The sequence below is a fragment of the Micromonospora sp. NPDC005197 genome (assembly GCF_040608295.1).
Classification (GTDB): domain Bacteria; phylum Actinomycetota; class Actinomycetes; order Mycobacteriales; family Micromonosporaceae; genus Micromonospora.
The window spans coordinates 183,649-198,042 of sequence record NZ_JBEXHY010000002.1; the positions used below are offsets into that span (position 1 = coordinate 183,649).

11 protein-coding genes and 1 pseudogene are annotated in these 14,394 nt (G+C 72.9%); 8 read left to right on the forward strand and 4 right to left on the reverse strand.

Features of this window, described 5'->3' with window-relative positions; all coding sequences use genetic code 11:
* Positions 1–12 precede the first annotated feature (12 nt).
* Positions 13–1,296: a GAF domain-containing protein gene (locus ABZU46_RS01930; RefSeq protein ID WP_354854275.1), complete on the reverse strand. Its 1,284-nt coding sequence runs from the start codon at positions 1,294–1,296 to the stop codon at positions 13–15.
* Between the two features lie 175 nt (positions 1,297–1,471).
* Here ABZU46_RS01930 and ABZU46_RS01935 point away from each other — a divergent pair, with 175 nt between their 5' ends.
* Positions 1,472–2,149 (forward strand): hypothetical protein, encoded by a 678-nt coding sequence (locus tag ABZU46_RS01935; RefSeq protein ID WP_354854277.1) that lies wholly within the window; start codon positions 1,472–1,474, stop codon positions 2,147–2,149.
* A gap of 48 nt (positions 2,150–2,197) precedes the next feature.
* On the opposite strand, the gene gabT is transcribed toward ABZU46_RS01935, so the two are convergent.
* Together gabT and ABZU46_RS01945 are read right to left on the reverse strand one after the other, a co-directional pair.
* The gene (gene gabT, locus ABZU46_RS01940) at positions 2,198–3,469 is read right to left on the reverse strand and encodes a 4-aminobutyrate--2-oxoglutarate transaminase (RefSeq protein ID WP_354854278.1); all 1,272 of its coding nucleotides are present in this window, start codon (positions 3,467–3,469) and stop codon (positions 2,198–2,200) included.
* A 4-nt stretch (positions 3,470–3,473) separates the two neighbouring features.
* Positions 3,474–4,910 (reverse strand): gamma-aminobutyraldehyde dehydrogenase, encoded by a 1,437-nt coding sequence (locus ABZU46_RS01945; protein WP_354854280.1) that lies wholly within the window; start codon positions 4,908–4,910, stop codon positions 3,474–3,476.
* Between the two features lie 143 nt (positions 4,911–5,053).
* Here ABZU46_RS01945 and ABZU46_RS01950 point away from each other — a divergent pair, with 143 nt between their 5' ends.
* On the forward strand, positions 5,054–6,493 hold the full coding sequence (locus ABZU46_RS01950; RefSeq protein WP_354854282.1) for an aldehyde dehydrogenase family protein: 1,440 nt from the start codon (positions 5,054–5,056) through the stop codon (positions 6,491–6,493).
* Here the strand turns inward: ABZU46_RS01950 and ABZU46_RS01955 are convergent.
* On the reverse strand, positions 6,490–7,737 hold the full coding sequence (locus ABZU46_RS01955) for an SUKH-3 domain-containing protein (RefSeq protein ID WP_354854284.1): 1,248 nt from the start codon (positions 7,735–7,737) through the stop codon (positions 6,490–6,492). The two genes, ABZU46_RS01950 and ABZU46_RS01955, sit on opposite strands and share 4 nt — an antisense overlap.
* Positions 7,738–7,815: 78 nt before the next feature.
* Here ABZU46_RS01955 and ABZU46_RS01960 point away from each other — a divergent pair, with 78 nt between their 5' ends.
* From ABZU46_RS01960 to ABZU46_RS01985, 6 genes and pseudogenes are all read left to right on the forward strand, one after another.
* Positions 7,816–8,238 carry a YbaB/EbfC family nucleoid-associated protein gene (locus ABZU46_RS01960; protein ID WP_354854286.1) on the forward strand — a complete coding sequence of 141 codons (423 nt, stop codon included), beginning with the start codon at positions 7,816–7,818 and terminating at the stop codon, positions 8,236–8,238.
* On the forward strand, positions 8,235–8,567 hold the full coding sequence (locus tag ABZU46_RS01965; protein WP_354854288.1) for a hypothetical protein: 333 nt from the start codon (positions 8,235–8,237) through the stop codon (positions 8,565–8,567). The genes ABZU46_RS01960 and ABZU46_RS01965 overlap by 4 nt, the downstream gene beginning before the upstream one ends.
* A 16-nt stretch (positions 8,568–8,583) precedes the next feature.
* A complete protein-coding gene (locus ABZU46_RS01970; RefSeq protein ID WP_354854290.1) occupies positions 8,584–12,948 on the forward strand; it encodes a toxin glutamine deamidase domain-containing protein in 4,365 nt (1,454 codons plus the stop codon).
* Entirely contained in the window at positions 12,945–13,391 is a 447-nt protein-coding gene (locus tag ABZU46_RS01975) for a hypothetical protein (protein WP_354854292.1), read from the forward strand. Before ABZU46_RS01970 ends, ABZU46_RS01975 begins: the two co-directional genes overlap by 4 nt.
* Positions 13,392–13,490: 99 nt before the next feature.
* Entirely contained in the window at positions 13,491–14,084 is a 594-nt protein-coding gene (locus ABZU46_RS01980) for a DinB family protein (protein WP_354854294.1), read from the forward strand.
* Positions 14,084–14,394, forward strand: a pseudogene (locus ABZU46_RS01985) (tetratricopeptide repeat protein); the annotation flags it as partial. The gene ABZU46_RS01980 and the pseudogene ABZU46_RS01985, both read left to right, overlap by 1 nt.

Sequence of the window (14,394 nt, forward strand, 5' to 3'; positions counted from 1 at the left end):
TCGGCGGCGAGGCTAGTTTCGGGGACGTTGCAGCAACGTTGCGCGTGGTAGGTCGTACTCCGTGGCGAGCTGGTGGATGCGGGCGAGCGCGAGCGGCCGGCGGGCCGCGCCCACCGGTAACGCCCGCGCCAGGGCCTGCCACGCGGTCAGGTCGTCGGCGCCGGCGGGCGTCGCGGTCCACGCCGCGAGCAGCGCCGGGTCCGCGGCGGCCAGCACGGCCGCGCGGAGCTGGCCGTCGATGAGCCGGCGCAGTCGCGTGACTCCCGGCGCGTCCGAGCCGGGCAGCAACGGCCCGGAGTACGCGTCGAGCGCGCCTGCCGGATCGCCCTGGTCCAACCGATCGGCGACCGTGGTGAAGTCGGCGCGGACGGTGCCGTGCAGCCGGTACGGCCGGGAGTTGAGCAGCTCGGGACCGAGCACCCGGCGCAACCGGGACAGCTCCGCGCGCAGGGTGACCGGCAGGAGCCGGTCGTCTCCGTACACGTCGAGGCCGAGCTGTTCGCCGGTGCGCCCCTCGGGATGGTGCAGCAGCAGCACCAGCAGCTCGCTGTGCCGGCGGCCCAGCCGGATGCGCCGCCCGTCGACCCGCAGTTCCGCCTCGTCGCGGCCGAGCGCGGTCACGGTGACGACGCCGGGCTCCACCGGTCGGTCGGTGGCGAGCTGCGCCTCGGCGGCCCGGGCGGTGGCGCGGACCAGCGCCAGGCTGTGCGGGTTGGCCAGGTGGTCGCCGCCGGTGATGTCGACCGCGCCGAGCAGTCGCCCGGTGGCCGGGTCGTGGATCGGCGCCGCCGCGCAGGTCCAGCGCTGCACCGGCCGGATGAAGTGCTCGGTGGCGAAGATCTGCACGCTGTGGTCGACGGCCAGTGCGGTGCCGGGGGCGTTGGTGCCGGCGTGCCTCTCGTCCCACAGGGCGCCGGGCACGAAGTTCATCCGCTCGGCGTGCCGGCGCACCCCCGGGTGGCCCTCCACCCAGAGCAGCCGCCCGTACGCGTCGCAGACCGCCATCAGGTGCGCGCCGTCCTGGGCGATGCCGCCGAGCAGGTCCCGGAAGAGCGGCAGCACCCGGGCCAGCGGGTGCGCGGCCCGGTAGCTCGCCAGCGCGTCGTCGGTCAGGTCGACCGGCGGAGTTGCCTCCGGGTCGAGTCGGGCGGACCGTTCCCACGACCGGCGTACCACCTCCCGCACCCGGCGCGGCGCGGCGCCGGCGGCGAGGAACGCCTCGTGGGCCGCGCCGACCTGCGCGATCCGCTCGGCCGGATCGACGCCGAATTCCAGGGCGAGCCACGGGTCAGCCATGGGGCGACCTCCTCGGTCCCCATCGTGACGCAGCTCACCCTCGATCGCCAACCACACCAGGTGCGGACCCGTCGAACTGGCCGCCACGACGATCGGTGCCCGTGTCGGCTGAACGGTAGGTCCCTCCCGTCCGTACCACGCGGTGAAGAACACACCGAGGACGGGAGTGACGGCGATGAGGGTGCAGCGCAAGCACGTGCTGGCGGCGACCGTGGCGGTGCTCGCCGCGGCGGGAGTGGCGGTGGGGACCGGGTTCGGGTTCGCCGACACCGCACCCGCGCAGCAGTCCGTCTGCTCGGGCTCGGTCACCTTCTCGGCCGAGGGCGGGGCCCCGGCGGCGACCAGTGACCGGTTCCCGGTGGGCACGCGGCTGCGGGTGACCAATCTGGACAACAACCGGGCGGCCACGGTGACGGTGACCGGCCCGTCGGGCAGTTGTGTGCTGCTCAACGCCGCCGCGATGGAGCTGGTGCGGGAGCCGGGCAAGAACGTGATCCGCCGCAACGTGGTGCAACGGCTCGACGGCGAGGCCGTTCCGCCCGCCGCGCCGCCGGCCGCCGGCACGGTCCGACCCGGCGCAGCGTCTCCCGGAGCGCCCGGCCCGGCGCCCCGCTCGGCCTGCTCGGGGGCGATCACCTTCTTCGCCGAGAATGCCGCGCCGGCGGCGACCAGCGGGCAGTTTCCGGTGGGCACCCGGCTGCGGGTGACCAACCTGGACAACAACAAGGCCACCACGGTCACGGTGACCGGCCCGTCGGGCAGCTGCGTGCTGCTCAACACCGCCGCGATGGACCAGATCCGCGAGCCGGGCAAGAATCTGGTCCGCCGCAACACCGTCGAGGTGCTTCGCTGACCCTGCCGTGCGGAAGGGCCCCTTCTCGGGAAGGGGCCCTTCCCTCGGTCAGCCGAACGCGGCGTCGAGGATGTCGGCGCCTCTGGTCAGGTGCTCGTCGGAGATCACCAGCGGGGGCAGGAAGCGCAGCACGTTGCCGTACGTGCCGCAGGTCAGGGTGAGCAGGCCGGCGGCGTGGCACGCGGCCGAGATGGCCGCCGTGGCGGTCGGGTCGGGGACGAGGGTGCCGGGCTGCACCAGCTCCACGGCGAGCATCGCGCCGCGCCCGCGTACCTCGGCGATGCGGGGGTCCCGCTCGGCGATGGCGCGGAGCCGGGGGGCCAGCACGGACTCGATCCGACGGGCCGCGCCCGCCAGGTCCAGCTCGTGCATGGTCTCGATGGTGGCCAGCGCGGCGGCGCAGGCGATCGGGTTGCCGCCGTACGTGCCGCCGAGCCCGCCGACGTGCACCGCGTCCATCAGCTCGGCCCGACCGGTCACCGCCGCGAGGGGCAGGCCACCCGCGATGCTCTTGGCCAGGGTGACCAGGTCCGGTTCGACGCCCTCGTGCTGGCAGGCGAACCAGTCGCCGGTACGGCAGAAGCCGGTCTGGATCTCGTCGGCGACGAACACCACGCCAGCCGCTGTCGCCCAGGCGCGCAGCGCCGGCAGGAAACCGGGCGCGGGCACCACGAAGCCGCCCTCGCCCTGGATCGGCTCGATGAGCAGCGCGGCGACGTTCTCGGCGCCGACCTGCTTCTCGACCATCTCGATGGCCCGCGCGGCCGCCTCGGCGCCGGAGAGGCCGCCGTCGCGCAGCGGGTACGACATCGGCACCCGGTAGATCTCCCCGGCGAACGGCCCGAACCGGTGCTTGTACGGCATGTTCTTCGCGGTCAACGCCATGGTCAGGTTGGTCCGGCCGTGGTACGCGTGGTCGAACACCACCACCGCCGGTCGCCCGGTGGCGTGCCGGGCGATCTTGACGGCGTTCTCCACCGCCTCGGCCCCGGAGTTGAACAGGGCCGAGCGCTTCTCGAACCCGCCCGGCGTCAGCGCGTTGAGCTGCTCGCACACCGCCACGTACGACTCGTACGGCGCGACCATGAAGCAGGTGTGGGTGAACCGTTCCACCTGTGCGCGGACCGCCTCGACCACCCTCGGCGCGGAGTTGCCGACGCTGGTGACGGCGATGCCGGCGGCGAAGTCGATCCACTCCCGCCCGTCGACGTCGGTGAGCGTGCCACCCGACGCGGAGTCCACGTAGGACGAAATGACACTGCCCACGCCCCGGGCGACGGCACCACCGCGCCGCTTGTGCAGTTCTTCGGAGGATGTCATCGCCTCAGCCCTCGATGTTGTGCATGACGTGCTTGATCCGGGTGTAGTCCTCCAGGCTGTAGACCGAGAGGTCCTTGCCGTGCCCGGAGTGCTTGAAGCCGCCGTGCGGCATCTCGGAGACGAACGGGATGTGCGTGTTCACCCAGACGCAGCCGAAGTCCAGCCGCCGGGTCATCCGCATCGCCCGGCCGTGGTCCCGCGTCCAGACCGAGGCCGACAGGCCGTAGTCGACGCCGTTGGCCCAGCGCACCGCCTCGTCCTCGTCGGAGAAGCGCTGCACGGTGATGACCGGCCCGAACACCTCGTCCTGGATGATCTCGTCGGACTGGCGCAGCCCGGACACCACCGTCGGCGCGTAGAAGTAGCCGCGCTCACCCTGCCGGGAGCCGCCGGTCTGGATCGCCGCGTGGTCGGGCAGCCGGTCCACGAAGCCGCTGACCCGGGCGAGCTGGTTGGCGTTGTTCAGCGGGCCGTAGAGCACGTCCGCGTCGTCCGGTGCGCCGGTCTTCGTGTTGCGGGCCTGCTCGGCCAGGGCCGCCACGAAGTCGTCGTAAATGCCCGGCCCGGCCAGCACGCGGGTCGCCGCCGTGCAGTCCTGACCGGCGTTGAAGTAGCCGCCCAGCGCGATGGCCTCGGCCGCCGCCGCCACGTCCGCGTCGTCGAAGATCACCACCGGGGCCTTGCCGCCCAGCTCCAGGTGGGTCCGCTTCAGGTCGGGGGCCGCCGCGGCGGCCACCTCCATGCCCGCGCGCGTCGAGCCGGTGATCGACACGAGCTGGGGGGTCGGGTGCGACACGAGGGTACGACCGGTGTCCCGGTCGCCGCAGACCACGTTGAACACCCCCGGCGGGAAGAACTCGGCGGCGATCTCGGCGAGCAGCAGCGTCGACACCGGCGTGGTGTCCGACGGCTTCAGCACCACCGTGTTGCCGGCGGCGAGGGCCGGGGCGATCTTCCACACCGCCATCATCAGCGGGTAGTTCCACGGGGTCACCTGGGCGCAGACACCGATCGGCTCGCGCCGCACGTACGAGGTGTGCCCCGCCAGGTACTCGCCGGCGGACCGCCCCTCCAGCAGGCGGGCTGCCCCGGCGAAGAACCGGAACTGGTCTACCGCCGGCGGCAGCTCCTCCTCGGCGGTGAGCTGGCGCGGCTTGCCGGTGTTGCGGACCTCGGCGTCCACCAGTTCGGCCGCGCGGGCCTCCACGGCGTCGGCGAGCCTGAGCATCGCTCTCTGCCGCTCGGCCGGGGTGACCTCCCGCCAGCTCTCGAACGCGGTGGCGGCGGCGGTCATCGCCGCGTCGACGTCGGCGGCCCCGGAGACCGGCGCCTGGGCGAACACCTCGCCGGTGCAGGGGTCGACCAGATCGGCGTACCCGCCGTCGGCCGGTTCGACGTAGGAGCCGTTGACGAAGTTGCGCAGCTGCTGCTGGTCACTCATGACGGGATCACTCCGAGGGGGGCCGGGGATGCGGTGTGCGGAGGTTATCGCAATCTTCCTGCCATCTTCGCTACTGAATTCGCGGCAGACAAGGGATACGGCGACTGTTTCCGTCGGCGGTTGTCTCGTCTACGCTGCACGGCGTGGAGCCCGCAGACTTCTTCGTCGCCTCCCGTCCCGCCTCCGGTGAGGGCGAGCTGACCGTTCACCATCCGTACGACGGCCGCACGGTGGGGCGTACCACCTTTGCCACCCGCGACCAGGTCGACGCCGCCGTCGCGGCGGCGGCCGGTGTGGCCGCGCAGGCCGCGGCCCTGCCCGCGCACGCCCGGGCGGCGGCCCTGGACCACGTGTCGCGGCGGCTCGCGGAGCGCGCCGACGAGGTCGCGACGCTGATCACCGCCGAGAACGGCAAGCCGGTGAAGTGGGCGCGCGCCGAGGTCGGGCGGGCGGTGTCCACCTTCCGGTGGGCCGCCGAGGAGGCCCGGCGCTTCTCCGGTGAGCTGCAACGCCTCGACACCGACCCGGCCGCCAGCGGGCGGATCGCCCTGGTCCGGCGGGTGCCGAGAGGGCCGGTGCTCGGCATCGCGCCGTTCAACTTCCCGCTCAACCTGGTCGCGCACAAGGTCGCGCCGGCCATCGCGGTCGGTGCGCCGATCATCGTCAAGCCGGCCCCGGCCACGCCGCTGTCCGCGCTGCTGCTCGGCGAGCTGCTGGCCGAGACCGACCTCCCCGCCGGCATGTTCTCGGTGCTGCCGCTGCCCAACGACCGCGCCGCCGAACTGGTCGCCGACCCCCGGCTGCCGGTCGTGTCGTTCACCGGGTCGGGGCCGGTCGGCGCGGCCATCCGCCGGCAGGTCCCGGAGAAGCACGTGACGCTGGAGCTGGGCGGCAACGCGGCAGCGGTGATCTGCGCGGACTGGACGTCCGACGAGGACCTGGACTTCGCCGCGCAGCGCATCGCCACCTTCGCCAACTACCAGGCTGGCCAGTCGTGCATCGCCGTGCAACGCGTGTACGTGCACCACGCGCTGCATGCCGACTTCCTGCCCCGGCTGGTCGCGGCGGTCCGCGCCCTGCGCACCGGAGATCCCGCCTCGGAGCTGACCGACGTCGGGCCGATGGTGTCCGAGGAGGCGGCCCGCCGGGTCGAGACGTGGGTGGCCGAGGCTGTCGCGGCCGGCGCCACCGTCGAGGTGGGCGGCGTGCGAAACGGTGCGACGTACCCCCCGACCGTGCTCACCGGTGTGCCCGCCGATGCCAAGGTCGTCGCCGAGGAGGTGTTCGGGCCGGTGCTGGTGGTCACCCCGGTCGCCGACGACCAGGCCGCGTTCGCCGCCGTCAACGACTCGGCGTACGGGTTGCAGGCCGGCGTGTTCACCCGGCGCCTGGACGTGGCCTTCTCCGCCGCGCGGGTCCTGGAGGTGGGCGGCGTGATCGTCGGCGACGTGCCGTCGTACCGGGCCGACCAGATGCCGTACGGCGGGGTGAAGGGCAGTGGCGTCGGTCGGGAGGGGCTACGCAGCGCGATGGACGACTACACCGAGGTGCGGGTCATGGTGCTGACCGGGCTGGCGCTCTAGCTCGGGTCCGCCGGCCAGGTGCCGTCGTCGCCGACCCGGGCGGGGGCGCGGCCGAGCAGCAACGTGGTGAGCGCGGCGTCGATGGTGTCGCCGAGGAACCACTCGCCGCCCTGGTCGAGGGCGAAGACCCGGCCGCGCTCGTCGACGGCGAGGATGCTGTCCTGCTGCTCGGTGCCGATCGGAAAGAGCCGCACGCCGAGCACCGCGCCGAAGTCCGCGAGGGTGTCGGCGGTGTGCGCGATGGTGTGCGGGCGGATGTCGAAGCGCGAGATCCACACCTGCGCGCCCGGGCCCCGCCGCGCGCCGACCAGGCTGGGGAACGCGGTCAGCGCCTCCACGGCGGCGGGAAAGACCTCGTGCTGGTGGACGGCCCCCGGCACGGCGGTGACGTCCCGCACGCCGGCCGCGGCCATGATCTGGTCACCGATGTGCGGTCGCCAGCCCGCCGCCACCAGCGCGTTGGCCACCTCGGGCGGAAAGCGGCCCGGGTCCGGGTCCGGCTCCGCCGGTGCGAGCCACGTCTCGGTGTAGGCCCGCGCCGACTCTGGCAGAACATTGGCGCTCACCAGGAAAGAGATGCACGAGTCGCAGGGTCGCTCCGCGGCGCCACCGGCCGGGTCACCCGGCTCGCGGATCCGGAAGATCTCGAAGCGCGCCGCCTCCAGCAGGGCTGCCGCCTCGGCCCGCCCCATCGGCTCGATGCCCTCGGCGGCCCGGCGGTGGTCGTACTCGTGCAGCACGTCGGAGACCACGATCAGCTCGGCGTGACACTCGGCGCCGCGGACCAGCTCGCCCGGAGGCCGCTCGTCCAGGTAGCTGCGGACGAGTGGGTGGTGGTTCAGCGCGACGGCGCCCTTCGTGCCCTGGGCCGTCCAGATCCGACCGTCGAGGGTCAGGTGTGCCACCGTGTTCGGCATCGGCGCGCGACGGATCTCCCGGATCAGCAGACTCGACGCGTCGACGGTGCGGGGGGCCGTCGGCCCGCTGGGCTGACTGCGTCGGTACAGGTCCGCCACCACCTCGGTGGGCACGCGGGGCCAGGTGGTGACCTTTCCGGTCCGCCTGTCGATGACGGTCGTCGGCAGATCGCCGGGGATCGCCCGCACCTCGCTCGACACGATCGAGGTGACGACGAAGCCGAGGTCGAACTCGTCGACCACCGGGGTGCACTCGTGGCCGAGGCGCTGCGAATCCCGGCGCGCCCACGCGGACGCGAGCTGCTCGGCCTGCTGACGGTCGATCACACATCGAAACTACCGGACTACACGAATCGATGGCGGCCGGTATGGTCTTCCCTACCGACGGTGACGGGAGGAGCGGCGGTGAGCGAACGCGTGGACCGGAACGCCAATCGCGAGCTACGGGCCCGATTCGACGACGTGTACGGCCAGTATCAGCAGCTCAGGTCCGGTTTGGAAACTCTGCAGGCGCGGCTCGCCCAACTGCGGGTGACCCGGCGCTCGCCGGACGGCCACGTCACGGCGACCGTCGGCGCGCAGGGTCAGTTGGTCGAGGTCGTACTGGCCCCGGCGATCTACCGGGACCGCGACGCGGAGGCGCTGAGCCGGAAAGTCACCGAAACGGTCCACGCCGCCGTGGCCGCCGCCACCCAGGCCACCCAGGCCTTGGTCGCCGAGACCATGCCGGCCGGCGCCGGCTCGGCGGAGTTCCTGCGTACCGGCGATTTCGGCGCGTTGCTCGGCCGCGCCGACGCCGTGCTCGGCCGTGGCGAGGCGCCGGCATGACCGACGGCCAGCTCTGGCTCGACGCGTCCCGCGCCCGGCGCGGTGGCGCCGACCTGGCCCTGTCCGGCGAGGCGGTGACGGCCAGCCGGGCAGCGGAGGGCGGCGAGATCGAGGCCGCCAGCGGCGCCCGCCCGTGGGGGCGCGACGACATCGGCGCCGCGTTCGAGCGCAGCTACCGCGGCATCGAGCAGACCGTGCTGCGCGCCTGGGCTGGCGTCGGGCAGCGGCTCACCGAGCTGGGCGCCGACGTGGTCAGCGCCGTCGACGCGAGCGTGCAGACCGACCAGAGCAGCGCCGCCCGGCTCGACCGGGCCGCCGACCAGCGCTGACGGCGGGTCGATCCGGATGAGCGTGCTGCCCAGCCCGATCCCGCACCCGCTCGACTACGCGCCCTGGGACGTTCCCGGCTGGATCTACGAGGCCCTCGACTGGGCGGTCGGCGTGCAGTGGCCCGAGGGGAACGAACGGGCCGTCTGGGACGTCGCCGACCGGTGGTACGCGGTCGCCGGCGTCCTCGCCGGTCCGCACGCCGACGCCGCAGCGGCCGCCACCGAGGTACGCAGCGGATACGGCGGTGTCGGAGCCGTCGACGCCGCGTTCGAGGCGGCCTGGCGTGGGATCGCCGAGGGTGCTGACGCGCCCCTGCCGGTGCTCCTCGCGGTCACCGCCGATCTGGGTCGCCTGGTCGAGGAGTGCGGCTGCGACATCGAGGGCGCCAAGCTCGAAGTCTGGATCGAGCTGGGCATCCTCGTCATCGAGCTGCTCTCGGTGGCGGTCGCGGCGGTGCTCACCGCGGGTGCCGCATCCCCGGCGGCCGGCGCGGCCATCACCGCCACCCGGCTGCTGATCCAGCAGATCTTCAAGCGTCTGATGGGCCAACTGGCGAGCAAGGCGCTGCGGCGGGGGCTCAAGGAGGCCGGCGAGCGCGCCGCCAAGGAGGTCGCCAAGGGTGGCGTGCGCGGCCTCGCCAAGCGAGCCACCCGGGAGGGGCTGGAGGAGGCGGCCGAGGAGTCCGGGATCAGCCTGGCCACCCAGGCGTACCAGAACTCCACGGGCCGGGCGCACGGCGTGGACCTGACCGACCTGGGCGCGTCGGCGGTCGGCGGGCTCGCCGGGGGAGCGGTCGCGCCACTGGCCGGCCTGGGCCGTCACGCGACCGGCCGCGCGGCGCGCCTCGGCGAGCACCTGGGTCGGGAGATGACCGGCGAGATGTTCGCCGAGAGCGCCGCCAGCATCGCCACCGGGCAGGGCCTGACCTCGGTGGAGGACGCGGTACGCGCCGCCGCGTCCGGGGCCACCGGGTCGGCGACCGGGCAGACCGACCACGCCCTGCAGGCCCGGCTGCACGCGCAGGCCAACGCCCTCGCCGGAGCGTCCTTCACCGGCCCGTCCCTTCCGATCCCCACCGCGCCTCCGCTGGATGCCTCGCCCCCGGAAGCCGCGTCTTTCTCGCCGGCGTCTTCTGCTCCGGGGCCGCTGTCTGGGGCTGCGTCCTCCCCGGGGTCTTCGGTGGCGGATGTCGCCCAGCAGGCGGGGGCGGACGTTGTCGGCTCGCCGGTGCCGGCGGCACCCGACGCGACGTCGTCGGGCGTTGGGCACGGCACGAGTCCGGCGCTCTCCGCTGTCGCGGCGGATCCCACGCTCTCGGCCGTCGCGGCCCCGGGGCTTCCTGCTGTCGCGGCGGATCCCCTGCTCTCGGCCGTCGCGGCCCCCGTGGCCGGCGCCGTTGACCCGAACGGCGGGCCGGTGGCGGGGGCTGGGCCGGCGGTCGGCGCGTCGCCGGGGATCGCCTCGGGTGCGGTCGCCCCGGGCACCAACGGCACGGTTGCCGTGCCCCCGTCGACCGGCCCGTCGCCGGCTTCCGTGCCCCCGTCGACCCTGCCGTCGGCCTCCGTGCCTCCGTCGACCCCGCCGTCGTCGGCTTCGGTGCCGCTGTCGACCGGCCCGTTAGCGGGGGGCCTTTCCCCGTCGGCGGCGGCGAGCACCGTGGGGCTGGCGACGCCGGTCGCGTCCGCCGGTCCCGCGTCGACCGTCGCCCCCGGAACGGCGTTTCCGTTCACGTCCACCGGCCCGGTGGCCGGTACGACGCCCGATGCCGCCGGCAGGCCCGGCGGTGGCGCGGTCACCGGTGCGGCGGTGGGCCGGCACGCCGTACCCACGCGGTTCTCGACGCGGGAGGCGCCCGCGCCGGCCCGCGTACCCCGGCAACGGGCTCGCGGCCGGGCCTCGGTTCCCGTCGACGTGCTCGCGTTCGGCGACCCGTCGGTGTCCGTGACCGAGAGCGACGGGTACGCCGCCCGGTGGGTGGCCGAGGCGGAGGCCGCCGAGCGGCGGCGCTACCAGGGCCACTACGAGTCGCAGCGGACCGGGTTCGAGAACAATCGCCGGCAGGCGGAGGCCGCCCGCCTGCGGACCCGCGCCGCGGAGCACGACCGCAGGGCTGTCGAGTACGCGAACTACGCCCGACAGTTGCACCAGGCGGGGCACCGGCAGTGGGCCGACGGCTGGCAGCGGGCGGCGAACGACGAGACACGCGCGTACGCCCAATGGCGTGACCTGGCCGACGACGTGCTGGCGGGCATCAGAGCACCCGCGGTCGTGGACCTCGCCGACGGCGCTTTCGCGCACGCCAACAGCGACGTGGGCGCGCTCGCGCTCGGCGCGGTGGAGACCGCCGGCCCGTCCCGGCTCACCGGCGACGACGTACCCCCGTCGATCGACGACTCCCGGCCGTACGGGCAGCCGGGCGGGCTCCGGCCGCCGCTCGCCCTGCACCAGGTCGACGTCGAACGGCAGATGCCCCGTGACCTCGACGGCGCTGTCCTGCGTACCGCCGACCCCCGCCGGGGCGGCTGGTTCGGCCTCCTGAACGACGGCGGCCCCCAGGCCGACGCCACCCGGGGCATCAACTGCCTGGACTGCACCCTGTCGCTGTTCGAGACCTGGGTACACGGGCGGCCGCGGGTGTCCGCGCCGCGCACCTTCGACGGCTACCTGGACGGCGACACCCGACGCCCGATCCGCGGTGAGGCGGGTGGCCCGGGCCGGGTGGAAGACGTGACCGGCGGCCGTTTCCAGCGCGTCCTCGCACCGCCATCCGACCAACGGGCTCACCCGGCGCAGGCGCGGCAGGCCGCCGACCGGGGGTACGCCAACCTGCACGACCAACTGCTGCTGGGCGGCCACGGCAGCTACGCGTTCCTGATCACCGAGTGGGCGGGCGGCGGCTCGCACGCCTGGGTGGCGCTCAACCAGAACGGCACGGTCCTCTACGTCGACCCGCAGACCGGCCTCGTCCGGGACCGGCCGCTCTACCCCGACGTGGTCGGCATCGACGCACTCGTGCTGGGCGGGGACGGCCGGCCGATGCCACTCGGCGGGCTGCCCCGAGGCCGGTTCAGTGAACGTCCCGACCTGCCGACCCACCCACCGGCGTACGACGACGGCGGCCATGGCGACCCGTACATCAACCGGATGTACCTGCTGCTCGACGGGCCGGGCTCGGTGGCGGGTGCCCCGAGTGGGTCGCCCGGTCCGGCTGCGGACAGGCCGACGGCGGGCCGCGACCCGGCTGAGGTGCTCGCGCTGGCCGACAGTCTGGACGAGGTCTTCTCGGCCGGGGTGAGCCCGGGTGAGTTCGCGAGGGCCCTGGATCCACCGACCCTGCGGCGGCTGGTGCCCAGCCTCGACGACGCGGCCGCGCAGGACGGGTCGCGGCTGCTCACGGATGCCCGGGTCCGCGACATGCTGGATACCGCCCTGCGAGAGCCACCCGCCAGCGAGCCGAAGCTGGCCGAGACGTTGGCCCGGCAACTGGCGCAGGCGCCGGACCTGGCGCGGATCATCCTGGCCAGCCCCGAATTGGCGACGTCACTGACGGCGCGGCCGTTGACGCTGCATCACCTGGCGAGCCACCAACAGGCCATCGATGCCCTCGCCGACGTGCTCGACGACATCGCCCAGCAGGAGACGGCAGGGCCGGAGGCAGCATTCGCCGAGGTGTTGCCTGAGCCAGAACCGACACCTCTCACTGCGGATCAGCTAAGGATCAGCGCTAGCCTTCGCGCACGTCCTGGACCGGTTGCGCAGGCTGGATTCGACAGACTTCGCCGCGCTGACGATGCCTACCGCAAGCGTTACCTCGATGATCTCTACGCAGCGGCCGCCGTGGCGCAGGCCGACCTGAACCAGCTTGCGGAGTCTCTGGCCTTTGTCGATGGTCGTCGAGTCGGCGAGCCAGGCTGGCGTTCTCGGCCCAAGGATCGACGCAGAGCAGAAGACAAGGTGAACAAACGGCAGGGTGATGCGTCGACGTTGCTCGACCTCGCGGCCGCGAAGATCGAATTTGGCTCTCTCGACGCGCTCTACGCGGCGCTTGGCCGAATAAAGGACAACCCGGACGTTGTCGTCGTGAGCTGTGAAGACCGCTTCCTGTCGCCAATGAGTAGCGGCTATCGGGACGTGCAGCTCGTACTGCGGATGCGTAACGGCCATCTCGCTGAGTTCCGTCTGCACCTGGCTGCTATCGACGCTGTGGCAGTTTGGGAGCATGTGCTGTATGAGGTGCGTCGTGACATCGAGGCGTTAGCTCTCGCCGAGGACAGGGCCTTGACGGCACGCGAGCGAGCCCTTACCGAGGGTGTGCGCCTCCGTGAGCAGCGGCTGTTCTGGCAGGCGCTGCTATCGACCTACGAGGAGAAGTCCGGATGACCGAGGCGCCCGGCTTGGCCCTACCCGCCTACTACCTTTACCACCAAGCACCCGTGAAGATCGTGGAAACCCCGGAGGGTGGCGCACGCGTCTGGAGACTCTCCATCGATTCAGGTGGGTGGCACGAGAAGAACGACATTTTCGCGGAGATCATGCTGGCGGTCGGCGGCGATATCTTCCGCCGTGCCGAAGCGGAGTTTGTCCAAGAAGTAGAGGCGTTCCGGGCGCATTATCTGGAAGGTGACGGCCCTATTTTCGCGCTCTACGAGACGGTCCGGTCTATCCAGGGCGTGGCAGATGCCGAGGGGCGTCATCTGACCCCGAAGGAGCAGGCTCTGATCCGGGGGATTCGCCAGCGGACCTTCGTGATGTTCGAGGAGCAGTTACGGGAAGCCGGCGATCCAGGTGCGGATCCCGAGTTGGCGTCGGGTCCCGCGACGTGACGCAGGCTCGCCGTCGTCGTGTTCGACCCTTGTCCAGGGTGCAGGCTGACGGGCGCGCGGCGGTTGCCGAGGTGGACGGCTATCGACAAGAGTCGTCGTATGGCTGACTCACGCGCCGAGGCGACGACCTCCGACGGCGAACCCACGCGGACCTTCGGTTGGTCGTACCTGTTCGTTCATCCGGACGACGACCCGCGCTCGGATGGCAACTTCGCCGACGAGCGGACGGTGCTCGTCGAGTACCTGCGCGACCAGCGCCTCACGTTCGAACTGAAGTGTGACGGCCTGAACGCCGAGCAGTTGGCCCGGCGGGCGGTGCCGCCGTCGACGATGTCGCTGCTCGGGCTGATCCGACATCTGGCCGAAGTGGAGCGCGGTTGGTTCCGCAGGACCATGGCCGGCCAGGTCGCGCCCAAGCTGTACTGCTCGGACGACGATCCCGACGGCGACTTCGAGGGCGCGGTGGCCGATCCGGCCGTGGTCGACGAGGCGTACCTCACCTGGCGTACGGAGGTCGAGTTCTCCGAGCGCTTCGTCGCCGAGGCAGCGGATCTGGGAGTGCAGGGACGGCAGCGGGACGGCAACGTCATCGTGCTTCGTCGGCTGCTGGTGCACATGATCGAGGAGTATGCGCGGCACAATGGCCACGCCGATCTCCTGCGCGAGCGCATCGACGGAAGGGTGGGTCAGTGATGGCCGAAGGGTCCGACATCCGGTTGACGCGGGCGCAGGAGCGCTATGAGCAGGCGGTCTTCGGCGGCGACGCGACGTCGTTGGACGAGGCGGAGCGGGATCTCGTGGCGTTGGAGGCGGACACGGCTCTGGCCCGGGGCCGGCTCCTGCATGCCCGCTTCCTGGAGACCGGTGCGGAGGACGCGGCCGAGCTGCGGCTCTTCGAGCGGGCGGCGCAGCTCTACCGCGAGCTGGGTGACGCTCATGGCGAGGGGGAGTCGCTGTTCTGGGTGGGCACGGTCCACCAGGTGATCCGCCAGGACCAGGCGAC